At 71.1% G+C, this 25,828-nt stretch carries 20 protein-coding genes and 1 pseudogene; 9 read left to right on the forward strand and 12 right to left on the reverse strand.

The genetic code is table 11. The features are described 5' to 3' along the window. Window positions 1-12 precede the first annotated feature (12 nt). The 10 genes from FMEAI12_RS26945 to FMEAI12_RS26985 form a co-directional block, all read right to left on the reverse strand. A complete protein-coding gene (locus FMEAI12_RS26945) occupies window positions 13-264 on the reverse strand; it encodes a biotin/lipoyl-containing protein (RefSeq protein WP_112108288.1) in 252 nt (83 codons plus the stop codon). After that, entirely contained in the window at window positions 261-1,265 is a 1,005-nt protein-coding gene (locus FMEAI12_RS26950) for an alpha-ketoacid dehydrogenase subunit beta (protein ID WP_112108289.1), read from the reverse strand. Before FMEAI12_RS26950 ends, FMEAI12_RS26945 begins: the two co-directional genes overlap by 4 nt. Further along, entirely contained in the window at window positions 1,262-2,260 is a 999-nt protein-coding gene (locus FMEAI12_RS26955; protein WP_235014579.1) for a thiamine pyrophosphate-dependent dehydrogenase E1 component subunit alpha, read from the reverse strand. Before FMEAI12_RS26955 ends, FMEAI12_RS26950 begins: the two co-directional genes overlap by 4 nt. Further along, window positions 2,175-2,669, reverse strand: coding sequence for a 2Fe-2S iron-sulfur cluster-binding protein (locus FMEAI12_RS40240; protein WP_112108291.1), 495 nt, complete (start codon window positions 2,667-2,669; stop codon window positions 2,175-2,177). Before FMEAI12_RS40240 ends, FMEAI12_RS26955 begins: the two co-directional genes overlap by 86 nt. Window positions 2,670-2,672: 3 nt before the next feature. Further along, a complete protein-coding gene (locus FMEAI12_RS26965; protein ID WP_200835427.1) occupies window positions 2,673-4,130 on the reverse strand; it encodes an SRPBCC family protein in 1,458 nt (485 codons plus the stop codon). Further along, window positions 4,127-5,899, reverse strand: coding sequence for an FAD-binding protein (locus FMEAI12_RS26970; protein ID WP_112108292.1), 1,773 nt, complete (start codon window positions 5,897-5,899; stop codon window positions 4,127-4,129). Before FMEAI12_RS26970 ends, FMEAI12_RS26965 begins: the two co-directional genes overlap by 4 nt. 233 nt (window positions 5,900-6,132) lie before the next feature. After that, entirely contained in the window at window positions 6,133-6,654 is a 522-nt protein-coding gene (locus FMEAI12_RS36335; RefSeq protein ID WP_368672111.1) for an amidohydrolase family protein, read from the reverse strand. Window positions 6,655-6,686: 32 nt separating this feature from the next. After that, window positions 6,687-7,142 carry a hypothetical protein gene (locus tag FMEAI12_RS26975; RefSeq protein WP_112108293.1) on the reverse strand — a complete coding sequence of 152 codons (456 nt, stop codon included), beginning with the start codon at window positions 7,140-7,142 and terminating at the stop codon, window positions 6,687-6,689. Between the two features lie 59 nt (window positions 7,143-7,201). After that, entirely contained in the window at window positions 7,202-7,987 is a 786-nt protein-coding gene (locus tag FMEAI12_RS26980; RefSeq protein ID WP_112108294.1) for a fumarylacetoacetate hydrolase family protein, read from the reverse strand. A gap of 1,320 nt (window positions 7,988-9,307) precedes the next feature. Next, the gene (locus tag FMEAI12_RS26985) at window positions 9,308-10,120 is read right to left on the reverse strand and encodes a carbon-nitrogen family hydrolase (protein WP_112108301.1); all 813 of its coding nucleotides are present in this window, start codon (window positions 10,118-10,120) and stop codon (window positions 9,308-9,310) included. A gap of 317 nt (window positions 10,121-10,437) precedes the next feature. Between FMEAI12_RS26985 and FMEAI12_RS26990 the strand changes: the two genes are divergently transcribed. Then, window positions 10,438-11,664, forward strand: coding sequence for a cytochrome P450 (locus FMEAI12_RS26990; protein WP_112108302.1), 1,227 nt, complete (start codon window positions 10,438-10,440; stop codon window positions 11,662-11,664). A 113-nt stretch (window positions 11,665-11,777) separates the two neighbouring features. After that, complete coding sequence (locus FMEAI12_RS26995) at window positions 11,778-12,167, forward strand: VOC family protein (protein WP_071067259.1); 390 nt, start codon at window positions 11,778-11,780, stop codon at window positions 12,165-12,167. A 7-nt stretch (window positions 12,168-12,174) separates the two neighbouring features. Here the strand turns inward: FMEAI12_RS26995 and FMEAI12_RS27000 are convergent, their stop codons facing one another. Beyond that, window positions 12,175-12,993 (reverse strand): tyrosine-protein phosphatase, encoded by an 819-nt coding sequence (locus FMEAI12_RS27000; protein ID WP_112108295.1) that lies wholly within the window; start codon window positions 12,991-12,993, stop codon window positions 12,175-12,177. Between the two features lie 240 nt (window positions 12,994-13,233). Here FMEAI12_RS27000 and FMEAI12_RS27005 point away from each other — a divergent pair, with 240 nt between their 5' ends. The 6 genes from FMEAI12_RS27005 (at window position 13,234) to FMEAI12_RS27030 (ending at window position 19,761) form a co-directional block, all read left to right on the forward strand. After that, complete coding sequence (locus FMEAI12_RS27005) at window positions 13,234-14,070, forward strand: undecaprenyl-diphosphate phosphatase (RefSeq protein WP_112108303.1); 837 nt, start codon at window positions 13,234-13,236, stop codon at window positions 14,068-14,070. A gap of 92 nt (window positions 14,071-14,162) precedes the next feature. Beyond that, on the forward strand, window positions 14,163-14,888 hold the full coding sequence (locus FMEAI12_RS27010) for a response regulator transcription factor (RefSeq protein ID WP_112108304.1): 726 nt from the start codon (window positions 14,163-14,165) through the stop codon (window positions 14,886-14,888). Window positions 14,889-14,893: 5 nt separating this feature from the next. Continuing rightward, window positions 14,894-16,324: an ATP-binding protein gene (locus FMEAI12_RS27015; RefSeq protein ID WP_112108296.1), complete on the forward strand. Its 1,431-nt coding sequence runs from the start codon at window positions 14,894-14,896 to the stop codon at window positions 16,322-16,324. Window positions 16,325-16,534: 210 nt separating this feature from the next. Continuing rightward, window positions 16,535-17,884 carry a glycosyltransferase family 4 protein gene (locus tag FMEAI12_RS27020; protein WP_235014580.1) on the forward strand — a complete coding sequence of 450 codons (1,350 nt, stop codon included), beginning with the start codon at window positions 16,535-16,537 and terminating at the stop codon, window positions 17,882-17,884. Beyond that, on the forward strand, window positions 17,874-18,863 hold the full coding sequence (locus FMEAI12_RS27025; protein ID WP_112108298.1) for a lysylphosphatidylglycerol synthase transmembrane domain-containing protein: 990 nt from the start codon (window positions 17,874-17,876) through the stop codon (window positions 18,861-18,863). The genes FMEAI12_RS27020 and FMEAI12_RS27025 overlap by 11 nt, the downstream gene beginning before the upstream one ends. Window positions 18,864-18,915: 52 nt before the next feature. Then, window positions 18,916-19,761 carry an NAD(P)-dependent oxidoreductase gene (locus FMEAI12_RS27030; RefSeq protein ID WP_112108305.1) on the forward strand — a complete coding sequence of 282 codons (846 nt, stop codon included), beginning with the start codon at window positions 18,916-18,918 and terminating at the stop codon, window positions 19,759-19,761. Between the two features lie 135 nt (window positions 19,762-19,896). Here FMEAI12_RS27030 and FMEAI12_RS27035 read toward each other — a convergent pair. Further along, window positions 19,897-24,973 (reverse strand): annotated as a pseudogene (locus tag FMEAI12_RS27035) (diguanylate cyclase). Window positions 24,974-25,318: 345 nt separating this feature from the next. On the opposite strand from FMEAI12_RS27035, the gene FMEAI12_RS27040 reads away from it, so the two are divergent. Further along, window positions 25,319-25,828, forward strand: a 510-nt coding sequence (locus tag FMEAI12_RS27040) for a TCP-1/cpn60 chaperonin family protein (protein WP_304598633.1), incomplete at its 3' end; no start/stop codon positions are given.

The raw sequence follows: 25,828 nt of genomic DNA on the forward strand, positions 1-25,828 counted from the left end.
GGCGAAGCCCCGTTAGCTGCATTCGACGTCGATCACGGCGAGTTGCGCCCCGACCGGGTAGACAGCCTCAGGCTCGGCGTCTCCATGCCGGAGCACGCCGGTGGCCGGTGAGAGTACCTCCGTCTCGACCTTGTCGGTCCCGACGAGGTAGAGCGGCTGCTCCTCGTTGACGTGCTCGCCGTCCGCGACCAGCCACTCTATGAAGGTGCCCTCGATCGCCGCCATGGTGAGCTTGGGCATCCGAACCGGAACGATGTCGGTCACTTGACGTACTCCACGGAAGCACGGGCTGCTGCCGTGATGCGGTCGACGCTCGGGTACACAGCGGCCTCGAGACCCACGGCCGCGGGGATCGGCCGGTACCGAGACGCGACACGCTGGACCGGCGCCTTGAGTTGTCCGAAGAGCTCCGAGTTGATGCGTGTGGCGATCTCCGCGCCCGGTCCGGCAAACTCAACCGCGTAGTGCACCATAACCGCCCGGCCCGTGCGGCCCACCGATTCCAGGACAGCCTCCGTGTCGAGCGGGACCAGCGTGCGCAGGTCGAGCACCTCGGCGTCGATGCCCTCGGCGGCGAGTTGCTCGGCGGCCTGCAGCGAGTCGAATACGCCGCGGCCGTAGGTGATGAGGGTGACGTCGCTGCCGCTGCGCTTGATGTCGGCGGTGCCGATCTCGACGACGTGGTCGCCGGCCGGAACTTCACCGCGAATGCCATAACAGGCGATCGTCTCGACGAAGATGGACGGATCGGGATCGAAGATGGCCGCCTTCAGCAGGCCTTTAACGTCCGCCGGCGTGCTCGGCACGATCACCTTCAGGCCGGGAACATGCATGAACCAGCTCTCGAGGGACTGCGAGTGCGTGGCCCCCGACCCCAGTCCGCCGAACGTCGCGGTTCGCACCGTGAGCGGGCACGACGTCCGGTTTGCCGACATGAAGCGCGCCTTCGCCGCGATGTTGACGATCTGGTCCATTGCGATCGCGATGAAGTCCATGATCATGATCTCGGCGACGGGAATCTGACCTTCGAGAGCCGCACCGATCGCTGCACCCGCGATTGCCGCCTCGGAGATCGGAGTGTCCAGGACCCGACTCTTGCCGTGCTTGGTCGACAACCCGCTGGTCGCGCCCGACACGCCGCCGCCCGGGTCGGCCAGGTCCTCGCCCAAGAGGAAAACGCGTGGATCGGCGGCCAACGCCTCGTCGAGCGCTTCGTTGATCGCGCCGACGACCGTCAGGGTCTTTGTGTCAGCGATAGTGGTCATGCCGGAATGCCTTTCATGTCGACGAAGAAGTCCTTCTCGAGCTCGTCGAGCCCGGGTACGGATGCGGCCAGAACCTCCTGGAGCGCCGTATCGACTTGCTGCGTCGCCTGCTCGTCTATGGCGGCGAGTTCGTCCTCTGACGACACGCCGTTGTCGAGGAGCTTCTGCCGGTAGCGCGGGATGGGATCGACCGCCTCAGCGGCGGCGAGTTCGTCCGGTGGCATGTATGACATCTGGTCCCCGGTATAGTGGCCTTTGAAGCGGAAGGTGACGCATTCCAGTAGCGTCGGACCACCGCCGCCGCGGCTCCGTTCGGCGGCCACGGTGACCGCCTGGTACACCGCCTCCGGGTCGTTGCCGTCGATCCGCAAGCCCGGCATCGCGTACGCGAGCGCCCGGTCGGCGACCTGGTCGATGTGCATCGTGTCGCCGATCGGCGTCATCTCCGCGAAGAGGTTGTTCTGGCAGACGAAGATGACCGGCAGCTGCCAGGTCGACGCGAGGTTCATACCCTCGTGGAACGACCCGGTGTTCGTCGCGCCGTCGCCGAAGCAGACGGCCGCGACTCGGTCACTCCCCTGCTGCACGGCCGCCAAGGCCAGCCCGACGGCGACCGGGACGCCCGCACCGACGATGCCGGTGCAGAGCATGACCCCCTGCTCGGGTGCGGTGATGTGCATCGTCCCGCCCTTGCCACGAGATGCGCCGACGCTATGGCCGAGCACCTCACCAATCACCTGGGTCAGCGGCACGCCCTTGCCGATCAGGTCGTGCAGCCCGCGGTAGGTCGTGACCAGCCGGTCGTCGGTGCGAAGGGCGGCCCCCATGCCAGCGGGAATTGCCTCCTGACCCCGCGACGGCCAGATGGTGGCGGCGAACTCCCCCCGCAAGATGCCCCGGCGCAGGCGTTCATCGCAGGCGGCGGCGAGCGTCATCGTCGTGTACATCCGCCGGGCGACGTCCTGACTCACGGCAGTCGTCGATATGACTGTCATTCAAGACTCCTTCTGGGCTAGCTCCCCATGTTCCTTCTGACTCCGGCGTCGGTTGGCGGGCACGGGTCATGTTGTTGTCAGTCCCTGTCGCGGTCCGGACGCCCCGTTTCTCGAGGACGAGGCCGTCCTTCTCGACGTGCAGCCGGCAGGCCAGACGCACGGGAGGACTCCGCACCCGCTTGGCCATCCGGAGTCTCATCGCATCGGACTCCTCCTGAGTCATCGGCTCAGCAGCCAGCTCGTCGCCCACGATCTTGGTGAAGCAGGACATGCATTCAGCCTGGCCCCAGCACTTGGTTGGCCAAGTGATTCCCTGTCGCCAAGCCGCCGCGGCCACGGACTCCTTCTCATGTACCTCGATCCGGATGCCCGAGGGCTCAACGGTCACCCAGGGCACGGAACACACCACCCCTCACCGAGTCGCGTCTCCAGCCGGCCGAGTGCTGTAGTCAGCTGCGAGTCGGCGGTCCAACTCCTGGTGCATATTGCTGATGGTCTGCTCCCACAGCTGCGACAACCGGGTCTCGGAGATGCTCTTGGACTTGATCCCGCGCTGCAGGCGCTCCAGGTTTTCGAAGTCCTGGCGCGGGATCAGACCCCAGTGGTCCGTGTCGTCCGTGTCGAAGCGTCCGGTGAGCTCGGCGCGCTCCGGCTCCTGCCCGGCCGGGTACGTGGTCACCGACCAGACCTCGAAGCGGCACCATTCCGGGTCGTCGTTGTAGGGCCGCACCCGATAGTTCAGCGAGTTGGCGTACATGGGCAGCATCAGGTAGTTGGGAAACAGGAAGATGTCCCCGCCCCAGAGCCTCATCGCCGCCGGATCCGACACCGGGTTCGGGATGCCGGCACCCTTCCAATACTCGAAGAGTGCCTGGATGGCCTTACCGGCGAACTCCGGATCCTTGGGGTCGAGCTCGCCCGCCAGTCCCTCGAACACGTGGATGTCGCGCTCGAGCGCCATCGCGTCCTGACCCGATTGGAGCACGCGGTGGAACTCGATGAAGTCGGACTTGTCCTCCGCATCCTCGACCTCTGCGCCGGGACGGCCGCCGTAGCTCTCCTTGGCGTCGCCGCTCTGGAAGCGGCCGTGTCCGTTCACGAACGCCGTGTACTCGAAGGCTGCCAGATCGGTCTCGTCGCTGTCGTCCTGGTCGAAGGTGTAAAGCTGGGGATGGGTCTGCTTCAGATGCCAGCCCTCGAAGAACGCCTCCTGGGCCAGCTTCCAGTTGCAGTTTATTATGGCTTCCTTCCACCACTTCACCCGCATGTTCCCGACGCCGACCCCGCTGAGGATCTGTGCCGCCGGAAACAGCGCCTCGAGCAGTGGCGGCGCATTGTGGTCCATGTTTATCCACACATGCCCACCCCACGTCTCCACGAGACACTCGCGCAGGGCGAGATCGTCGGGACGGAGCACCTCATCGGAGAAACCTTCCCGTCCGAAGATGTGTGAGCACTGCCCGTCGGTCTTCCACCGCCAGCCATGGAACGGACACGCGATCTGCCCACCAGGGAACCGGCCTGCGCCCACAGCCAGTTGGGTGGCGCGGTGCCGGCAGGCGTTGTGCAAGGCCTTCACCGACCCGTCCTCCTGCCGGACGATCAGGATGGACTGGCCGACGACCTCGTACTCGACGAAGTCTCCCGGCTCAGGGATCTCTTCCTCGCGCGCAGCCATCTGCCACACATGCGGCCAGAGCTTCTCCTTCTCGAGGTCGTAGAACTCTCGGGAGTAGTAGCGCTCGGCGGGCACGTGTAATGAGTCGTTCATGTGGAATGGAACCTTGGAATTCACCTCATCGCCGTTGGGCCCAGCGGCCAGGGCCTGCTCGATCTCGCGCGCGGCGGGTCGGGGGCCAGTCAGGGTCATCGTTGGTCGCCTTTCTCTGGGGGAGCTGTAGCTGGTCGTCTGGTGCCAGGCCGACGGATTGTCCCAATCGAGACGGGAGGTGTCGATGGAGCGGGCACGGTAGCGGACTCGGCCGCATGCTGTGCCGCGATCCAGCCGAAGGCAAATGTCGCACCGATGCTCGCCCCAGCGCCGGGGTAGTGCCTGCCCATCACCGAGGCAGTGCCGTTTCCGGTCGCGTACAACCCCTCGATGGGACGGCCTTTCTGGTCCACGACCCGTGCGTGTTCATCGGTGAGCAGGCCACCGGAGGTGCCCACATCTCCGGGGTAGAGAGCGACGGCGTAGAACGGTCCCTTTTCGATGGTGCCGACACACGGATTAGGCTTGACCGTGGGGTCGCCGTAAAAGCGGTCGTAGGCGCGCTCGCCCTTGTGGAAGTCGGGGTCCTGGCCATGCGCGGCACTCCGGTTATACCGATCGACCGTCTGGCGTAGGTGCGCCGGATCGATGCCACAGATTCCCGCCAGCTCTTCGATCGTGTCCGCGCGTTTCATGTAGCCGCTGGAGATCCAGTCCTTCGGGGTAATCCGCCCAGGAGTCTGGCCCCAGAGATAGCGATTGCGGTTGCGTGAATCGGTGATCCACCAACTGGGCACCGCCGACGCGTTGGCCTCGTGCCGCTTGTACATCTCACGGCCGACCTCCATATAGGACGCAGCCTCGTTGCAGTACCGGTCGCCGTCGCCGTCAACCATGATCGCGAACGGCTTCGAGCGCTCGAAGACGGCGAACAGCGGGTACCCGTTGGGGAGTATCGAGGAGGGGATCCACCATGCCTCGTCCATCAGATCGACCGCGGCTCCAAGGCGCATCGCGGTCTCGATCACCTCGCCGGTGTCCCCGGGGTTGGCGGATGTCCACTCCGCGGAGGAGGGCTGGCGCCCGTACTTCTGGCGCATTTCCGCGTTGCGCGCGAAACCGCCGGCCGCGAGCAGGACCCCGCGCCGTGCACGCACTCGGCGGGCCTGGCCTCCGTGCTCGACAATCCCACCGACGACCCTGCCGTCCTCGACGATGAGGTCAGCAAGCGGACTGTCCGTCCAGATCGGAATACCGGCCCGCTGCAGGCTCATCAGCATGTATCCCTGCAGTGCCGCCCCCGAGCCACGCACCTGCCGGCCACGCGCGGTGGCCCACAAATACCGGCCCACCACCTTGGCCACTGTGCGTACACTCTTCATCGTCCGCGGAGCGACCGCGAGCGGTGCGATGTCGTTCGTGTAGGCCGGCAGCGGTGGGAGGCCTTCGGCGATCCGGAGCTTGGACTCCCACGGCCCGAGCAGGCCAGTGTCGAACAGCTCGGGTTCGATGGCTCGCCCGCGAGCCTTGCCGCCCGGACGTTCGTCGTAATAGTCCGAGTAGCCTTCGCAGTGCCGCAACGGCACGCCGGCGTCGGTCAGGAACTCGACCAACGGCTCGACGGCATCAAGGAAGGCTTCGGTACGGGCCCGTGACGTCGCAGGTCCTTCGTCACCGACGACGGCGGCAAAGTAGTTCCGGGCGTCCTCTCGGCTGTCCTCGACCCCCGCCCGGCGGGATACCGGATTGTCGGGAAGCCAGAGGACCCCGCCGGACATCGCTGTGGAACCGCCGATCTTGTCGGTCTTCTCGACGATGAGCGTCTGCAGGCCCCTCGAATGCGCAGCGAGACCCGCACACAACGCACCGCCGCCACTGCCGACCACCAGGAGGTCGGTGACGTAGTCCCAGCCGTCGGCGGTGGTCATGAGCTCACCTTCTGTACGGCGAACGTCATCGCGTACCTGCACCGGGCGACGTCCTGACGTGCTGCTGTGGTTGATACGACTGTCATCGAAGACTCCTTGTCAGCCAGATCCGAAGCGATGCACGTGGTCAAAGGGCTCGCACACCCAAGTAGCTGCTCTCCAGTACCTCCCGGCTTCGACTCAGCTCCGCCGAGCCGCCTTCGAGCACCAGATCGCCGTGGCTATCGATTGCCTCATCTCACTGGAAGAATGTCGTGCCACTGGAGGAAGACTGTGCGAGCCGTGGCCCAAACGTCATTGGCTGGTGAAAATGCGGAACAGGTCTGAGGGCAGCAGATCGTCGGCGTGGCGTTCGCGCCCGGATGAGACGGCCCCCAGGTAGGAGTAGTCGGCGGCCTCGAGCATGAACGGCACCACCCGATTCCGCTCTCGACAGAGACGAAGTTCAGGCGGGGGAAGCGCTGCAGCACGCCGGATGAGATGAGATCCGCGCACTGGATTCCGTTCTTAAAGAACAGGTCGACGGCTAAATAGGTGATGAAACCGGCGATGCCGTGCACGGCGATCCGATCGGCATTGATCTGCGCTTTCCTACTGCTACTGCCCTCGCCGCCGCCGATGTGGAAGTGCAGCGGCATGTCCGCGTCCTGCGCGGTTGAGTACAGCGGATCCCAATACCGGTCACGCGCGGAGGCAGGCCGAAACGGTGCGGTTCCCCCGTGAACAGAATTGACTTGAACCCCAACTCGGTACACCGCTCGATCTCGGCCACTGACGCCTACACATCTCAGAACGGCAAGGACACGTTGGGAATCAACCGCCGCGGGGCAACCGACACCAACTCATGCTGGAAGTCGTTGTACGCCCGCACGCAGTCCAGCTGCAGCTTCCCGTCGTTCATGCTCAGGAACCACTGAGCTCCGAACCCCGCGATGTTCGGATACAGGACCTGCGCCCAGGTATCCGCCTGGTCCATGTACTTGATCCGTTCGGCCGAACTGTAGGCGCCGGGGTGAACCTCGTCGAACCCCGGAGGGTAGCTCGCCAGAAAGTCCTCCCAACCGGCCGGAGCCGACACACCCACCATGTCGATCTTCATGTCATTCAGAACCCACACGTCTCGACCGTCCTTGTCGCGAAACACGTGCGGCACTCGCTCCACATCCTTCGACGCCACCCGGCTGGTCCACACGTCGGCCGGCTCGGTGATATGACTATCGGCCTCAATGATCAACGCGGTCATCTCAATGCTGCCCCCTCATGTCTTCCGGCTCGATCTTTCAGTCGGTACCAACGCCCGGATCAACTCGCGATCAACTCCTCCCTTGCGATCTTGTTGATCAAGGTGCCCACCCCCTCGACGGTGACGGTCATGACGTCGCCCACGTCGACCCGCGACACCGGAACCGGAGTGCCCAAAGCGATCAGGTCGAACCGGCGCAAGGTGAACAGTTGCGAGGCCCAGCTGATGGTCTCCAGCACGTCCCAGGTGTAGTCCGCCGTATTGCCCAGCTGGCTCGGTACACCGTTGACGGACCCGCTGATCACCAACCCCTTCCTAACCTGGTCCGGGCTCACATCCGTATCAATCCAGGGGCCGAATGAGGCGAACGTGTCCACCGACTTAGCACGCATGAAGTCCATGTCCTCCACCCCTTGATCGGTCAGAGTTATGTCATTCACACAGGTGAACCCGAGAATCGCATCACGAGCACCCTCAGGACTGACCCGCCGAACATCGCGACCCAGAACCACACCCAGCTCCGCCTCACCATCCAACGTGTTCGGCATATCGAACGGCTTGATGATCGAACATCCATGCGCATTGACTGATGTGATCAGCTTGGAAGTGAACTTCGGCGACGTCTGACGGGCCACCTCGGGCTCGCGACCGAAGCGAAACGCACCCAATACAGCCAGAATCTTCGTCGGCTCAACCGGCGCCAGAAACTCCACATCACCAATCGCCACGCGCTCACCAGTACGCTCAGCGCGCTCGGGCTCGCCCTCACCAAGCAGGTACAACTGCTCACCATCGACGTGACAAAAACGCGGCACGCCACCAACACGGACACGGGCGAAACGCATACAGAAACTCCTTCAGGTCGATCGGTCGGCATAGACGCCGCAGGTCATTCGCGGACCGCTCCAGCACCTGGTGCCATCAGTGGGCCTCGCGACGCACCGACGAAGATTCACCGCCACGTGTCGCCGCGGGCCGCGCTAACGCACGGGCATTGATCGACGCTGGAAAGCTAGTGCTGGGACCGGCAATGTTCGCCCTGTCCGTCGTGGCCAGGTGGATGGATGGCAAGGCGCCGGGATCCGCCGCGTAGCAGCGCTCCTCGAGGATTCCGGCAACGCCGCCAGGCGCCGCCGGGGCACGGCGGGCAGGGTAAACGTTGCCGGTCCCAGCACCAGGAAGGTCTCAGAATCCCAGCGATCCGACCACCTCATGTGGCTCCACGACCGCAGCAGCACCCCCACTCGTATGGTTATCCATATGACCGGTTGTCCGGCAGTCTAGCGAGGTGTGATGCCAAGCACAATGCCCTCGTATAAGCCAGATCGGGAGTCTCGTCGGTGGCCGCGTTGCACCATGTCGGGTTTGGTGTGACTGTCCCGTTTGAGCACAATTACTCCCGTCTGCGCAGGTCGGTGCGCAGGTCAGACGGGGGTGCGACGGCGAGGAGATCCTGGTGCACTGGCACGCGCCTCACACACCAGCCCGCCCGGACATCCGGGCGGGCTGTGGCGTTCCTGGGCCCCGTAGACGGCGCCCTCAGATGGACGCGGAGCGCCGTTCGGATACCGGCCTTCGGATACCGGCCGGAGTGATGCCGGGACGGGGGTTTGGCCGACCCGCCCCTGGGTACTAGGCGAATTGGGGTGCCGCGGGGCTGCCATCTCGCACGACAGTGGCCTACGGCGCCCCGCCCGGCCGCCGACCCCACTCTGTCAATCCCGGGCCGGCGGTCTGGAGACGTTGCCCCCGGCGCCGTTGGCGTCATCTCGGCCCTGGAGGTGGCCCTCCGTCCGGGGCGGAGCCGGCGATATCCGCACACCCGGGCGGGACCATCGGCCCGCTGGACACCACCGGCGGGCCGTGGCCGTTCCGGGGGCGAGGACGGCGCCCTGAGATCGACGGAGACGGCCGACCAGCCAGGTGCTCGCCATGTCCGCGACGGTGGCCAGCGCGCTCGGCGAGCACGCCGACGCCGCCCGGACGGCGGACATGGCCGCGTCGCTGGCCGTCGAGGCGGGTGACGCCCAGGCGGCCGGGCTCACGTGGTCGGTCGCCGCCGGCGCACTGGCGAAGCAGGACGGCCGGACACGGGCGTCGCTGGACGTGGATCGCACCGTTCGGGACCTCCACGGGTCTCGTGTCCGAGGCCCCGGGTGGTGCGGCTACATCAGCCGGGGCCGCCCTACATCGGGTGATGCAAGGCGCCGCGACGCGAGCACTGGGAAGTCGGCGCGCACGGCGGCCAGCCTGGCCCGGTCGAGCACCGCCCGCAGGGTCTGCGGGCCGGTACCGGCCCGGGCCAGCACGGTGCCCCACGGGTCGACGACGAGGCTGGTGCCGGCCAGCTCCACTCCCCCGTGCCGGCCGGCGGCGTTGCAGGCGACGACGAAGACCTGGTTCTCGACCGCCCTGGCCCGCACCAGCAGCTCCCAGTGCTCCAGGCGGGCCAGCGGCCAGGCCGACACCACCACGACCACCTCGGCGCCGCGGTCGACCAGCAGCCGGAACAGCTCGGGGAACCGCAGGTCGTAGCAGGTGGCCAGACCGACGGCCCCGAGCGACGTCGGCGCGACGAACACGTCGTCGCCGGCGGTGAGCAGCGTCGCCTCGGCGGATTCGTGGCCGAACAGGTGGATCTTGCGGTACCGGCCGAGGAGGGCTCCGTCCGGGCCGGCGAGGGCGGTGGTGTTGTGCAGCGCCCCACCGGGAGCGCGCTCGACGATGCTGCCGGTGACGATGTGCAGGCCGCGCTCGGCCGCCACCTCCCGCAGCGCGCCGATCGTGGGGCCGGCCAGCTCCTCGGCATCCTCGCTGTAGCGGTCGAAGTGGAAGTAGCCGGTGCGCCACAGCTCGGGCAGGACGACCAGGTCGGCCTCGCCCGCGCCGAGCCCGCGCAGATCGGCCAGGACCCGCGCGCCGCGGTCGGCCGGCGACTCGTCGTCCGGGCAGGCGATCTGGAGCAGCACCACCCGCACGGACGCACCGGTCACGCCCCCATGCTGTATCAGCCGTGCCGGCCTGTCGACGGTCGTCCGGCGGCGAAGGTCAGCCCCGGAGACAATGTTGACTGCGCCATACAATTAGATGATTCTGTGAGGGGCGTCACCCGACGCACGATATGCCCAGGCCAGACGGTTGGGCCGGGGGCGTGCGTCGGCACGCACCGGGCAGGACGGCGACAAGGAGCACGGACCGTGGCGGACGCATCCGAGATCACAGCGCCCTCGAGGACGCCGGCGGACCGGCGGACCCGCGCGACCGCGCTGGCGACCGCACCGGCGGGGGCGCGGCGATGACGACGGTGACGACGGAAACCAGCGACGCCGCCGGCGACGTCTACTACGACCCGTACGACTTCGAGATCGACGCCGACCCGTACCCGGTGTGGCGGCGGATGCGGGACTCCGTGCCGCTGTACTACAACGTCAAATACGACTTCTACGCCGTCAGCCGGTTCGACGACGTCGAGAAGGCCATGGGCGAGCCGGACATCTTCCTCTCGGGCCGCGGCACGCTCATCGAGCTGATCAGGTCGGACATCCGCTTCCCTCCGGGCAACATCCTCTTCGAGGACCCGCCCCTGCACGACCTGCACCGCGGCATCCTCGGCCGGGTCTTCACCCCGCGCAGGATGCTCGCGATCGAGCCGGAGGTGCGCGAGTTCTGCGCCCGCTCGCTGGACCCGCTGGTGGCCGCCGGCGACTTCGACTTCATCGCCGACCTCGGCGCCCAGATGCCCATGCGGACGATCGGCATGCTGCTCGGCATCCCCGAGCAGGACCAGGAGGCGATCCGCGACGCCATCGACGAGGGCCTCACCCTCACCGAGGGCGCGCCGAAGCCGCTGCCCGCTGATCCCCTCGCCCGCTCCGAGGGCATGTTCGCCGACTACCTCGACTGGCGGGCGCGCAACCCCTCGGACGATCTCATGACCGACCTGATCACCGCCGAGTTCGAGGACGAGACGGGCACGACCCGCCGGCTGACCCGCGCCGAGGTCCTGACCTACGTGAACATGCTGGCGAGCGCCGGCAACGAGACGACCGCCCGGCTGATCGGCTGGACCGGGAAGATCCTCGCCGAGCACCCGGACCAGTTGCGGCAGGTCGCGCAGGACCGCTCGCTGGTCAACCAGGTGATCGAGGAGGTGCTCCGTTTCGAGGCGCCCTCCCCGATCCAGGCCCGCTACGTCGCCCGGGACGTCGAGGTGCACGGCCAGACGGTGCCGGAGGGCAGTGTCATGGTGCTACTCAACGGCTCGGCCAACCGCGACGAGCGCCAGTTCGTCAACGGCGACAGCTTCGACATCCACCGGTCGATCAGCCGTCATGTCAGCTTCGGCCGCGGGCTGCACTTCTGCCTGGGCGCCGCGCTCGCCCGCCTCGAGGGACGGGTGGCGCTGGACGAGGTGCTCAAGCGCTGGGACCACTGGGAGGTCGACTACGACCGCGCCGTCCAGGCCCGCACCTCCACCGTCCGCGGCTGGGCGAAGCTCCCGGTCACGGCGACGCCGAGGTGACCCCGCCCGCGCGACGGGCACCGAAGAACGACCGGGGCCGGGACCCGGACGAACGAGTACCGGACGAACAGAGCCGGCCGAGTGAGAGCCGGCAGACCTACTGAGGGAGTGCCTTGACGCTGCAGCGGATCGAGGTCGGGCTGGTCAGCACCGACGAGTCCCTGGCGGAGTTCTACGCCACCACGTTCGGGATGGAGCGCCTGCCCGGCATCGAGGCGGGCCCCGGAGTCGTGCACCGACTGCGGACGTCCGACATCGTGATCAAGGTGATGGTCCCCAAGCGGGCGCCGGCGGCCACCGAGCCGGCCACGCACTTCTTCGCCGCGACCGGGCTGCGGTACATCACCCTCTACTCGGACGATCTCGACGGCATCGTCGAGCGGGCCACCGCCCACGGCGGCAAGGTGACGCACGGCCCCGCGTCCATCGGGCCCGGTGTGCGCATCGCTGTGCTGCAGGACCCGGACGGCAACGCGGTGGAGGTGGTCGAGGGCGCCTCCTGAGGCATCCTCATCCCTGCCCGAGCGGCTCGACGAGTTGGGCTCGCAGCCGCTCGGGCAGGTCGGGGGCGATCCCGGCGGCCTCCTCGAGGTAGCCCTGCACCGACCCGTGCCGCTCGGTGAGGGCCGCCAGCAGCGTGCCCAGTGCCTCCCTGGGCGCGCCGAACACGGCCCGGTAACGCTCGACGTCCACGTCGGTGCCGTCGAGCCGGCGCCGCAGCCGCGCCATCTTGGGGTCGGTGTAGTGGACGGCGCTGAGCTCGAAGTCGTCGAGGATCACCGCCTCGTCGACGCCGAGAAGCGAGAGCAGCAGCGCGGCGGCGACCCCGGTCCGGTCCTTGCCGGCCGTGCAGTGGAACAGGGCCGGCGTCGCGTCCGGCTCGGCGAGCCCGGTGAGGAGTCGGCCGAACGTCGGTGCGCCCGTCTCGGCCATCGCGTCGTAGACGCGCGCGAGGAAGTCCGGCGGCACCTCTGCCAGCCGGCCCGCGACGACGAGATCGGTCAACTCCCTGGTCCGCGCCGCGCTGCCGCCGATGGCGAGCCGCTCGCACCGGACCCCGCCGGGTAGCAGCGACGGCGCCCGCTCGATCTCGGCCTCGGTCCGCAGGTCGTAGACGACCCGCAGGCCGAGTTGCTCGACGGTGGCCAGGTCGGCGGCGGTGAGGCGGTGCAGCGCCGCCGACCGGTAGACCCGGCCCCAGCGCACCCGGCCCCCGCCCGTGGTCGGGTAGCCGCCCAGGTCACGGACGTTGACGGCGCCCTCGAGGCGCACCAGCCGCACCCTGTCCTCGCCCGACCTGTCCTCGCCCGACCCGGGCCCGGGCGTCACCGTCGCTCGATGCGCGCGGCGACGTCCCGCGACATCCGCAGAACTTCGCTCTTCATGTCGGGAACTGTATTCCGACGCCCTGCCCGGGGCCTGGCAGCGGTCCCGCAGAGCCGTTCCAGGGCTCCCACCTGCGTCTTCGGAGACCACCACATCGTCCTCACATGGGTGCCGTCCTACTCTGCCTGGCACATGACCGCGCGCGGCGCCGCCGTGCCCGAACCAGCCAGAGGATCCAATCCGGTGAGTGCGATCAGCGTCGGCCAGGCCGTCCTCCTCGGGATCGTCGAGGGGGTGACGGAGTTCCTGCCCGTCTCCTCCACCGGCCACCTCAAGATCGCTGAAGGGCTGATGGACATCCCCGTCGACGACAGGTCGGTCGTCGCTTTCACCGCCGTCATCCAGGTCGGCGCGATCGCCGCGGTACTGCTGTACTTCTTCGCCGACATCCGGCGCTTCGTCGGCGCCTTCGCGAACGGGCTCGTCGACCGGGAGGCCCGGCAGCGCCACGACTTCAAGTTCGCCTGCTGGGTCTTCTACGCGACGCTGCCCGTGGTCGCCGTCGGGCTGGCCGCCAAGTCCCTGATCGACGGCCCGCTCGCCTCGCTGTGGGTCGTCGCCGGCTCGCTGCTCGCCGGCAGCGCCGTGATGTGGTTCGCCGACCGGTTCGGCCGCCGCAAGCGCGGTGAGGACGACATCGACCTCACCGACGCCATGGCGGTCGGCTCGTCGCAGATCCTGGCACTGCTGTTCCCCGGCTTCTCCCGCTCCGGCGCGACGATGTCGACGGCGCTGGTGCGCGACCTGGACCGGGTGGCGGCGACCCGGCTGTCGTTCTTCCTGTCGATCCCGGCGCTGACCGGAGCCGGGCTCTACGAGCTGAAGGACGCGGTGGGCGGCGGAGTCTCCGTGCTCCCGCTCGCCGTCGGCACGCTGGTGTCGTTCGTCGTCGCCTACGCCTCGATCGCCTGGCTGCTCCGGTACGTCGCCCGGCACTCGTTCGACCTCTTCGTCGGCTACCGGGTCGCCGTCGCCGTCATCCTGATCGGGCTGCTGGCGACCGGCACGCTCACCACGTGACACCGCGGGCCGGCGGCGCCGGCGTCCCCGGCGTGACGATCGGCCCATCCGGCGCGACGGCCGACACGGCGCCGGCCTTCTACGATCGAGCGGTGCGGGTACTGGTCGTGGAGGACGAGGAGCGCACCGCGGACCTGCTCCGCCGGGGCCTGACCGAAGCGGGTTACGCCGTCGACCTGGTGCACGACGGCACGGACGCGGTCTGGCAGGCCGGCGAGATCTCCTACGACGCCATCGTGCTCGACCTGATGCTGCCCGGCCTCGACGGCTTCGAGGTCTGCCGCCGGCTCCGGGCGGCCCGGCGGTGGTCCCCGATCCTGATGCTCACCGCCCGCGGCGACGTCGACGACCGCATCCACGGCCTCGACGCCGGCGCCGACGACTACCTCGCCAAGCCGTTCAGCTTCGGTGAGCTGACGGCCCGGCTCCGCGCGCTGATCCGCCGCGGTGCCGTCGAGCGGCCGGCCACGCTGCGGGTCGGCGACATCCACCTCGACCCCGCCGCGCGGAGCGTGCGGCGGGCCGGCGAGCCCGTCGACCTGTCGGCCAAGGAGTTCTCGCTGCTGGAGCTGCTGATGCGGCGCCCCGGCGAGGTCCTCACCAGGAGCTACATCCTGGATCACATGTGGGACCTCGGCTACGGCGGCACGTCCAACGTGGTCGACCAGTACGTGCGGTACCTGCGCAGGAAGATCGACCCGGCGGACGGCCTGTCGCGCATCGAGACGGTCCGCGGCGCCGGCTACCGCCTCCGCACCGAGACCACCGAGACCACCGAGACCACCGACACAGCTGACACAGCCGAGACGGGGACGTAGCGCCCGTGCCGCTGCGGGTACGACTGACCCTGCTGTTCGTCCTGGGCACCACGCTGGTACTCGCGGCCGCCGGCGTGCTGTTCTACGCGCTGCTGCGCACCAACCTGCGGAACTCCGTCGACGCGAACCTGCGCACCCGGATGGCCGTGCTCGCCGTGCAGGTCCCCGCCGCGGCGGACCCGGCCGCGCAGCTGCGGGCATACGGCGCCGGGCCCGCCCAGCTGCTGCGCCCCGACGGCTCCGTCGCCGCCTCGAACGACAGCGCCGGTCCCGAGCCGCTGCTCGAGCCCGAGCAGGTGGCCACCGCGCTCGTCCGCCCGGAGTTGCTCACATCCGGCGAGCTGCAGGAGCCGGGCGACGATGACGACGACGCGCGCGCGCTGGCCGTCCCGGTGCGGACCGGGGCTCGGGGCGGGGTTCTGGTCGTCGCGACGAGCACCGATCTGACCGACTCGGCCGAGGACCGCGTCCGCAACATCATGGTCAGCGCGACGGCGCCGATGGTCGCGCTCTCCGGGCTCGCGGCCTGGCTGCTGTCGGGCGCCGCCCTGCGCCCGGTCGACCGCATGCGCCGGCAGACCGCCGCCATCAGCGAGTCGGACAGCTCCGCCGAGCTGGACGTGCCCCCGACCCGCGACGAGATCGCCGCCCTGGCCGCCACGATGAACAACCTGCTGCGCCGGCTGCACGCCGCCCGCGCCCGCGACCGGGCGTTCGTCGCCGACGCCGGGCACGAGCTGCGGACCCCGCTCACCAACCTCAAGGCCGAGCTCGAGCTCGCCGGCCGCCCGGCCCGCACCCGTGACGAGCTCGTCGACGCGGTCGCGGGCGCGGCGGAGGAGACCGAGCGGCTGATCCGGCTCTCCGAGTCACTGCTCACGCTCGCCCGGATGGACAGCGGCATCACCGCCCCGCGGCGGCTGGACGTCGGCGACCTCCTCGAGCGGGCCGCCCGCGCCGCGACCGGCCACGCCGAGACCAGGCAGGTCCGCCTCCACCTGGACGCCGACCCGGCCCTCGCCGTGGACGCGGACCCCGATATGCTCCGCCAGGCGGTCGACAACCTGGTGGCCAACGCCATCCGCCACGCGCCGCCCGGCACCGCCGTGGACGTCCGGGCCGGGCCGGGTGAGGCCGGGAGGACCGTCGTCGTGCGGGTGCGTGACCGCGGCCCGGGGTTCCCCCCGGACTTCCTGCCGCGTGCCTTCGAACGTTTCAGCCGCGCCGACGCCGCGCGCACCCGCGACCACGGCGGCGCCGGCACCAGCGGAAACAGCGGCGGGACGGGCCTCGGGGGCACCGGGCTCGGGCTCGCCATCGCCGCGGCGGTGGCGCGGGCCCACCAGGGGACCGCCACCGCCGCCAACCATCCCGACGGCGGCGCCGTCGTCACGCTCACGCTGCCCGCCGCGGGCGGTTCCCCGCCGGACCGGTAGAACCTGGAGGAGTCCCATGTCCGCGCCGGACGGTGGTGTCGGGAAGCCGGCGGCAACGCCCTGACCAGGCGGCCACAGGCGGACGGCAAAATCGTGGGATGCGCGCCCTCGACCCCGGAGCCGGCCCGAGGGACAAGCGGTGACCCGCGCGCCTGGAGCGCTCTCATCAGCGTCACACGATCCAGCGGCGAAGCTCCCCTTCGTGAGAGGTTGTCCACTGCCATCACCAGCACACGCGGCATGTCGTGGACGGCGGGCAGGGGCTCCCGCTGCCGGGCGATCACCGGGGCGCGCGGGGGGCTGGTGGTGGCGGACAAGTTCCCGCCGACGATCGGCGGGATCCAGACGTTCGCCTGCCGGCTGACGGCCGGCCTGCCCCCAGACCGGGCCGTCGTCCTCGCCCCGACCCAGCCCGGTGACGCCGAGTTCGACCGCACCCTCGGCTTTCCGGTGATCCGCACCGAGCACGGCATGATCACCTCGCCGCGTGGCCGGCGGGAGCTGCGGGCCGCCGTCCGGGCGCACGGGTGCGAGGTGGCGTGGTTCCCCACCGCCGCCCCGCTCGGCGTGCTCGCGCCGGTGCTGCGCGAGGCCGGCGTCGAGCGGGTGGTGGCCTCCAGCCACGGGCACGAGGTCGCCTGGTCCCGGCTGCCGTTCGGACGGCTGCTGGTCTCCACCGTCGGCGCGCGGGTCGACGTGCTGACCTACCTCACCGAGTTCACCCGCCGCCGGCTCGCGGCGGTCACCCCGCCGGGGACCGAGCTGGCCCGGCTCACCGGCGGCGTCGACACCGAGCGGTTCCAGCCGGGCGCCGGCGGGGACGAGATCCGCCGGGGCCTGGGCTGGTCGGACGAGCCGGTCGTGATCTGCGTGGCCCGCCTCGTCACCCGCAAGGGCCAGGACACACTCATCCGGGGCTGGCACGACGTCCGACGCCGGCACCCGTACGCGCGGCTGCTGCTCGTGGGCGGCGGGCCCGCCGAGGACCGCCTGCGCCGCCTGGCCGCGCGGACCGGCGTCTCCGACGGTGTGCACTTCGCCGGTCCCGTGCCCGAGGAGCTCCTCCCCGCCTACCTCGACGCGGCGGACGTCTTCGCGATGCCGTCACGCACCCGGCTGTGCGGGCTCGACCTGGAGGGCCTCGGGCTCTCCGCGCTCGAGGGGGCGGCCAGCGGCCTGCCGGTGATCACCGGCGCCCAGGGCGGCGCACCGGACGTCGTCATCCCCGGCCGCACCGGCGTGGCCGTCAACGGGCACGACCGCACGGCCGTGGCCGCCGCCGTCATCGACCTGCTCGACGACCCGCGGCAGGCGGAGCGGATGGGCGCGGCCGGCCGCGCGTGGATGCGGGCGGCGTGGAGCTGGGAGACGCTCAGCCTGCGCCTCGCCGGCATCCTCAGCGGGCAGGCCCCGACCGGCGCCGGCGCCGCCGCCGATGCGGCATGGACCGCGGCAGATGCCGAGGATGGGGCAGATGCCGAGGCCGGGGCCCGGACGGCTGTCGCGGTGGGCGGCGCCCGGGTGGGCATGACGGTGCCGGAGCGCGGCGATGGTCGTTGAGGCGCCGGCCGAGGCCGTAGGGCCCGAGCCCGCGTACGGCCGGCGGCCGCCGGCGGGCTCGGCGAGCCACCGGTGGCGGACGGCCCTCGCCTGCGTCGTCCCGCTGCTCGCGGTGCTCTGGCTGCTCCACAGCTGGTCGACGGTCACGGCGAGCGTCCGCCACCTGACGGCCGCGCACCCGGGCTGGCTCGTCGTCGCGATGCTCGCCGCCCTGCCGACCTGGATCGCGGGAGCCGCCAGCCTGCAGGGGGCGGTCGCCCGGCGGCTGCCCGTCGGGCCGATGCTGGCCGTGCAGGTGGCGGGCAGCGTCGCCAACCACGTGCTGCCCGCCGGCTTCGGCGTCGGGGCGGTGAAGCTGCGCTTCCTCAACCGGCACGGCGTCCCCCTGCGCGAGGCGGTGGCCGCGGTCGGACTCGACGCCACCGCCGGAATGATCACCCATGTCGCGGTCCTGGTCGCGCTGCTCTCCGGCGGGTTCCTGCACATGAGCGGGCCACCTGGTGGGCTGATCGCCACGGTGGCCGCCGTGGTGGCCGGGCTGCTCGCGGTCGGCTGGGCCCTGCCGCCGGTCCGGCGGGCGTGCCGGCGCGGCTGGACGCACGTGACGGCCCAGGCCCGGATGCTGGCGGAGATCCTGCGGGTGCCGAGCCGGGCGGTGATGCTCTGGGGCGGCTCCACCGCGATCCCGCTCCTGCACGCGGCGACCCTGCTGTTCGTGGTGCGGGCGCTGCATCTCCCGCTGGCCGCCGGCGCGGTGTTCGCCATCTACTACCTGGCCAGCAGCGCGTCCGCGCTCATCCCGTCGCCGGGTGGTTTCGGCTCGCTGGACGCGGCGCTGACCGCGGCGATCGTCGCGGCGGGGCAGTCACCCACCTCCGCCCTCGCCGCCGTCCTCGGGTACCGGCTGATCACGGTGTGGATCCCGCTCGCGCCCTCGGCCTGCGTCATGGCGGCGCTGGTACGGCGGGGTCACCTCTGACCAGGGAACCCGCGTGTTGGATACAGGTCAATTCTTGCCGAAGGAGGACGCGGTGAAGGTGGGTTTCGTCGGGCTGGGAAGCATGGGGCTGCCGATGGCGCAGCGGATCCAGGCCGAGGGCCACGATCTCACCCTGTACGCCCGGCGGGCGGCCTCGCTGGAGCCGTTCGCGGGCACCGGCGTGACCGTCGCGGCGACGCCGGCGGAGATGGATCCGGGGCTCGACGCGGTCGGGATCTGCGTCTTCGACGCGGACGGCGTCCAGGAGGTCGTGTTCGGCCCACACGGCCTCGTCCGCACCCTGCGGCCCGGTGCCGTCGTGCTCGTGCACAGCACCGTCTCCCCCACGCAGATCCGGGAGATCGCCGCGCGGGCGGCGGAGCACGGTCTGCGCGTCCTCGACGCGCCGGTGAGCGGCGGTGCCCCCCGGGCACTGGACGGCAAGTTGACGATCATGATCGGCGGGGACACCGAGGCGGTCGCCGCGGCGCGCGAGCTGCTGTCGACGCTGTCCGACCACGTCGTCCACCTCGGCCCGGTCGGGGCCGGATCGCACGCGAAACTCATCAACAACACGCTGTTCGCCGCGCAGATCGCGCTCACGGACGCCGCGATGGCGGCCGGCGGATCCCTGGGCGTCGACCCCGAGGGCCTCGCGGCGATCCTGACGACCAGCAGCTCGGCGTGCGTCGCCTCCGGGTTGCGCCTGCGCGCCGGCTCCCTGGCCGCCATCGCCGCGACACCGGCCGGCCCGACACTCGCCAAGGACGTCACGCTGATGGCGGGCGCGCTCGACAACGCGGCCGGGGACGTGCCCGGGGACGTCCCCGGGCACGAGCTCATCGACGTGGCGCGGCGGTTCGTCGCCGCGATACAGGAGACCGGAGGCGCACGATGACCACAGCTCTGACAGCCGGGTACGGGGCCGTGGGGCACGGTGTCGAGGTCCCGTTCGGTGCGCTCAGCCGCCGTTGAAGGGAGCGCGGCCGCGTTCGAGCCCGGCCTCTCGCCCGCGCCGTGGTAATCCGGGTGCTCAACGGGTGACGGGGCGCGGGAGGGGGCCTTCCACCCGGTCCCGGCCGCCGCGCTTGGCCCGGTAGAGCTCGACGTCGGCGCGTTCGACGAACGCCGCCACCTCGTCGCCCGGGGCGGGAATGGTCGCCGCGACCCCGATGCTCACGGTGACGATCCGGTGGATCACCAGCGGATGCGGCTCGGCCAGCTCGACGACCGCACGGCGCAGGTGCCGGGCCAGCTCGACGGCGGTCTCCGGGCCGGTGTCGGGCATGACGACGGCGAACTCCTCCCCGCCGAACCGCGCCGCCGTATGGGTGGGCCGCAGGCTCGCGGCCAGGCCGGCGGCGACCCGCTGCAGGCACCGGTCACCGGCGGTGTGCCCGAAGTGGTCGTTGTAGAGCTTGAAGTGGTCGATGTCGATCATCGCCAGCGCGATCGGCGTCGAGTGCAGCCGGGCGCGGTGCCACTCGGCGTCGAGGACCTCCTCGAGGCGCCGCCGGTTCGCCAGGCCGGTGAGCGAGTCGGTACGCGAGAGCTGCTCCAGCCGCCGGTTGGCGGCGGCGAGCTGCTGGGTGCGCTCGGCGACCTTGCGCTCCAGCGAGGCGTACACCAGGGCGTTGTCGAGAGAGACGGCCAGCTGCCCGGCGATGAGCATGATCCCTTCGAGGCGTTCGGTGGCGAACGCACCGCGGATCATCCGGTTCTCCAGCAGCAGCATCGCCCGCAGCCTGCCCCGGATCATGAGGGGGACGGCCAGCAGGGAGCAGCGGTCGATGTCGGTGAAGTACGGGTCGCGGCAGAACCGGTCGTCGCGGATCGAGTCGACGACGACGACCGGCTCCCGGGTGCGTTCGGCGTAGCGGACGACCGAGGCCGGCAGCAGGCGCCGCCGGGCGGCCTCGGGCAGCGGCACGGAGCCGCCGTTCCCGACCGGCACCAGCCAACCCTGATCCTGCTGGTCACGGAGCAGCAGGTGGACGCCGGTCGCGCCGGCCATCTCCGACAGGATGCCCGCGACCCTGGCCCGCAGCCCGCCGACGTTGGTCTCGGAGCTGAGCGTGCGCGACGCCGCCGAGCAGATCGATGGTCCCGGTCGTCAGGACGGCGCGCCGCCCGGCCGGTGGGTCCGCGCCCGACGCGTTCGCCGGCACCGGCGCCGGGCGGGCGACGTCGGCGGCCGGACCCGCCACGTCGGACCCGGTGAGTCCGCCGGGCCCGGTGATGCTCTCAGGCCTGACGAGTCCACCGGGCCCGGTGAGCTCGACAGGCCCGGCGGGCAGCGCCGGGTGGGCCCAGTCAAGCTGGGCGACCTTCGCCGTCGCGCCCCACGCGAGGTAGTGGCGGCGGGCGGCGGCGAGCAGCACGTGGCCGGCCTCCTCCAGCCCGTGCGCCAGGTAGAACCGCGCCGCGCGCTCCAGGATCAGCGCCTGGTGCCACGGCCGGGCCCGGGTGGCGGCCTCCCGCTGCGCCACGTCGTACGCGTAAGCCGCCTCGCGGAACTCCCCGGCCGCCCAGGCCCGCTCCGCCTCCACCAGGCGCAGCAGGTGCAGGTAGTTGGACGGCGCGTCGGCCGCGCGCGCCGCCAGCCAGTCGATCGACTCGTCCAGCTCGTCCAGCTCGGCCAGCACGGCGGCACGCCGGGACGGCACCGCGGCCCGGGCCTGGCCGGCCAGCGCCAGCGAGCGCAGCAGCCGCGCCAGCGCCGTCGAGTAGTGCGCCTGGACGGCCGGCAGCACCGCCATCGCCCCCGCGGTGTGCCGGGCCAGCTCCACCGGGTGGTCGAGGATGGCCGCGGCGACCGCCCGGGTGATGTGCAGTTGGGCGGCGGCCAGCGGGTTGGCGGCCAGCAGCTCCGCGCCCAGCCGGCCCAGGTCGGACGTCCCGTCGGCCGCCGGGGGGCCGGCCGCGCCGCGGAGCACGTCCGTCAGGTGGCGGTACATGCAGAACGTCTCCTCGGCGTGGCCGTTGCCGGTGCACGCGGCGAACGCCAGCGCCTCGTCGACCTCGGCGGCGACGACGTCGAGGGACGGCGCGCAGTCGAACAGGCCGTACACCAGCGCGTAGTGGGTCCAGCACGCGTTCTGCAGGTCGCCGCTGCGGATCAGGCCCTCCAGGGCGCGGCGCGCCGCGCCCACGTTCTCCTCGAGCGGGTCGAACCAGTGACCGGCGCCGAGCACATACAGGAAACGCACCTGCCACAGCGCGGGTTCGTAGCCGCGGGCCCGGCAGACCTCGATGATCCGCCGCAGCGCCCGCCACCCGGTGCGATAGTCGTCGCGCCGGACGACGGCGGCGAACCCGGCGTGGCCGGCAGGGCCGGCCAGGGCCGGGCCGGGACCGTCCCGGATCCACATCCGCAGTGTCTGTATGGCCAGCCAGGCCAGCATCTGCTGGTCCTCGAAGAACGCGGCGGGCATGAGCCGGTTGATGAGCTCGGCGGCGCCGGACCCCGCCAGGTCCGCGCCACGGGCCCGCCGCAGGTCGTCGGCCGTCGTGGTCCGCTCGAGCCACTGATCGAGCGTGTCCAGGCCGCGGTCGATCTCCCCGTCGAGGTCGTCCCGCTCCGGGATGGCGAGGCCGAGCCACCGCAACTGCTGGTAACCCAGACTCAGCGCCGCCCCCGCCCGGCCCCGGTTGGTGAGGCTGCTGACCTGGACCAGGGTCGCGGCCGTGCGCCGCGCCGGATCGGCGCACAGCCGGCCGAGGGTCCCGTACTCCTCGTCGGCGTCCTCCAGCCGGCCGGGCATGTACAGGGCGGCGTGCCGGCCGGTGTGCACCTCGATCAGCTGGTCGGTGTCCGCCGGGTCGGTGAACGCCACCGCGGCGGCCAGCAGCCGCTCCGCCAGCGGGTAGTTGCTCAGCAGCGTGGCCTCGTCGGCGGCACGCCGCAGCAGGTCGGCGGTCAACCGCCGCTCCGCGGGCAGGCGCACCTCGTCGAGCACCGGCAGGTACTGCGCGGCCGCGACGGCGAGATACTCGGGCCGGCCGGCGAGCCGCCGGGCCAGGGCCAGCCGCAGAGCCCGCTCCGCCGGCCCGGTGAGGCCGGCCAGGACGGCCTCCTGCGCCCGGTCGTGGCGGAAGCGCACGCCGCGTCGCCCGTCGGTCTCCAGCACCAGCAGCCCGCGTGCGAACGCCGGGGCGAGCCGCCGCTCAAGCTCCCACGCCGCCTGCCCGGTCGCGGCCGCCAGGAGCTCGAACTCCACCTGGCCGGCCAGGCACGCGGCCGCCGCCAGTGCCTCCCGGGCGGGCGGGGCCAGCGCCGCCACCCGGGCGCGCAGCAGCTCGATCACGTCCGCCCGGGCGAGCCGGGCGCGCAGCGTCTCCGGCGCCCACCGCCAGCGGCCGGCCACCCGGGTCAGCAGGCCGTCGTGGCGCAGCGAGTTGACCAGCTCGACGGTGTCGTACGGATTGCCCCCGGTGGCCGGCGCGATCAGCCGCGCGAGCTGCCGGCCGCGCTCCGGAGGCAGCCGCAGCAGGTCGGTCACCATGGCGGCCTGGTCGGGCGGGGGCAGGTTCCGCAGCCGCAGGTGGCGCGGCCCGGCCGGCTGGCGCCGCCAGCGCGCGAGCATCGGCGCCATCGGGTGCGTGGCGTCGACCTCGTCGTCCCGGTAGGCGCCGACGACCAGCAGCCCCTCGTGGTCCTTCTCTCCGCCGAGGATCAGGTCGAGCACGCCGAGCGGGGTCCGACCGGCCCACTGCAGGTCGTCGACGAAGATCACCAGCGGACGTTCCCGGGACGCGACGGCGCGCAGCGTCTCGGCGGCGCCGCGCTGCGCACGTACCTGCGCGGTCATCGGGTCGCCCGCCTTCGGCGGGATCCGCAGCAGCACGGCCAGCTCGGGCACCACAGCGGCGGCCATGCCGGCTCCGGGGCCCAGCCCGCCCAGGAGCCGCTCCCGGACCTCGTCCAGGGAGCCCTCCGGCTCGGCCAGCAGCAGCCGGCCCAGCGCCCGCAGCGCCTGGCGGACCCCGTCGTACTCCTGGTCCCGCCGGTACTGGTCGAACTTGCCCGTCACGAACCAGCCGCCGGCACCGGCCACGATCGACCGCAGCTCGTTCACCAGGGACGTCTTCCCCACCCCGGGCACCCCGGCGACGAGAATCCCGCGGCAGCGGCCCGCCACCGCGTCGGTGAACGCCGCGCGGAGCTCGCCGGTCTCCCGCTCCCGGCCGGCCAGCCGGGACGGCGTCAGCGGCCGCTCCGGAAGATCGTGCTCGCCGGGCCGCACGCACGCGCCGCGGTGCACCAGGACGAGGTCGAGGGCCAGGCCCTCGGCACTCTGGTAGCGGTCGTCCGGCTCCTTCTCCAGCAGGTGCATGACGACGTCCGACAGCCCGGCCGGCAGTGCCGGGTTCACCACCGACGGCGCCACGGGCACCCGGGTGAGATGGTCGTGGATGATCCGCAGCGGGTCACCCGAGCCGAACGGCGGCGCGCCGGTCGCCAGCTCGTACAGGGTGGCGCCGACGGCGTACAGGTCGGCCCGCTGGTCGACGGGGCTCCCCGTCCAGCCGGTCTGCTCCGGCGCGAGGTAGGGCACCGTCCCGACGATCTCGTTGTGATGGGCGAACCCGGGCTGGATCTCGGTGGCGGTCGTCGCGAGCGCGAAGTCGATCAGGTACGGCCGGTTCCCGGCCCGGTTCACCACGATGTTCGCCGGGCTGATGTCCCGGTGCAGCACACCGCGCCCGTGCATCCCCGCCACCGCCCGGGCGAGCGCCCCGGCCAGGTCGACCAGCTCGGCCGGGTCCATGGGCGTGACCCGCCGGGACAGGTCCGCGCCACCGACGTCGGCCAGCAGGAGGCCGCCGAGGCCGGCCAGCGGGACGCCGCCCCTGTCGGCCAGAAGGGCGGAGCCCGCGCCGTCGAGCTCGGCGGCCGGCAGGGCGGGGGCCGGGCCGTCGGGCCCGGCGCCCACCAGGTGTGCGACCCCCTCGACCCCGGCCAGCCGCTCGAGGATGTCGACCTCGTGGCGCAGCCGCCACCGGGCGCCCGGACCCAGCGGTTCCTTGCGGATCACGCTCCCGGCCGGGAGCAGCAGCCTCGTCACCCTGGTCCGGGCCGTCTCGTGCAACAGCTCCGTCCGCACCATCGCCGGCGGGTCCCGGCTCGGTGGCGTCTGCTGGGATCCCCATCCGCAAACCCCCACACCGAGCAGCGTGCTGCCCGCTCGTCCAGTCTGCCCCCGATCACGGGGTCACCAACGGGACGGTCGCTGGCGGGTCCCGGCGGCTCCCGACACCGCCGGGACAGTCCCGGGCGCGGTTGCTTTCAGGGCTCGCGAAGGCTATAAGTGGGTTAGCACTCGACAGGGTTGAGTGCCAACCTCTGGCGCGACGGGTGCCCGGGCCGACGGCCCGATCATCATGTTCGTTTGGGCCCCGCCGGCGGCAGGCACTCCTCCGCATGGCTCAAGCCCAGGAGGAAACACTCCAATATGCCGAAGATCATTGCCTTCGACGAAGAGGCACGGCGCGGCCTGGAGCGCGGCATGAACCAGCTGGCCGACGCGGTCAAGGTCACGCTCGGCCCCAAGGGTCGCAACGTCGTGCTGGAGAAGAAGTGGGGCGTCCCCACGATCACCAACGACGGCGTCAGCATCGCCAAGGAGATCGAGCTCGAGGACCCGTACGAGAAGATCGGCGCGGAGCTCGTCAAGGAAGTCGCGAAGAAGACCAACGACGTCGCGGGTGACGGCACCACCACCGCCACGATCCTCGCCCAGGCTCTGGTGCGTGAGGGCCTGCGCAACGTCGCCGCCGGCGCGAACCCGATCGGCCTGAAGAAGGGCATCGAGGCCGCCGTCGAGCGTGTCTCCGAGGAGCTCTCCAGCGTCGCCAAGGACGTGGAGACCAAGGAGCAGATCGCCTCGGCCGCCTCCATCTCCGCCGGTGACCCGGCCATCGGCAGCATGATCGCCGAGGCGATGGACAAGGTCGGCAAGGAA

The organism is Parafrankia sp. Ea1.12 (assembly GCF_900465275.1).
Classification (GTDB): Bacteria; Actinomycetota; Actinomycetes; order Frankiales; family Frankiaceae; genus Parafrankia; species Parafrankia soli.

Coding starts and splice junctions, on each gene's coding strand:
- FMEAI12_RS26950 (WP_112108289.1), bottom strand. CDS start 1,265: ATGACCACTATCGCTGACACAAAGACCCTGACGGTCGTCGGCGCGATC.
- FMEAI12_RS26955 (WP_235014579.1), bottom strand. CDS start 2,260: ATGACAGTCATATCGACGACTGCCGTGAGTCAGGACGTCGCCCGGCGG.
- FMEAI12_RS26965 (WP_200835427.1), bottom strand. CDS start 4,130: ATGACCCTGACTGGCCCCCGACCCGCCGCGCGCGAGATCGAGCAGGCC.
- FMEAI12_RS26970 (WP_112108292.1), bottom strand. CDS start 5,899: ATGACCACCGCCGACGGCTGGGACTACGTCACCGACCTCCTGGTGGTC.
- FMEAI12_RS26975 (WP_112108293.1), bottom strand. CDS start 7,142: ATGACCGCGTTGATCATTGAGGCCGATAGTCATATCACCGAGCCGGCC.
- FMEAI12_RS26980 (WP_112108294.1), bottom strand. CDS start 7,987: ATGCGTTTCGCCCGTGTCCGTGTTGGTGGCGTGCCGCGTTTTTGTCAC.
- FMEAI12_RS26990 (WP_112108302.1), top strand. CDS start 10,438: ATGACGACGGTGACGACGGAAACCAGCGACGCCGCCGGCGACGTCTAC.
- FMEAI12_RS27025 (WP_112108298.1), top strand. CDS start 17,874: ATGGTCGTTGAGGCGCCGGCCGAGGCCGTAGGGCCCGAGCCCGCGTAC.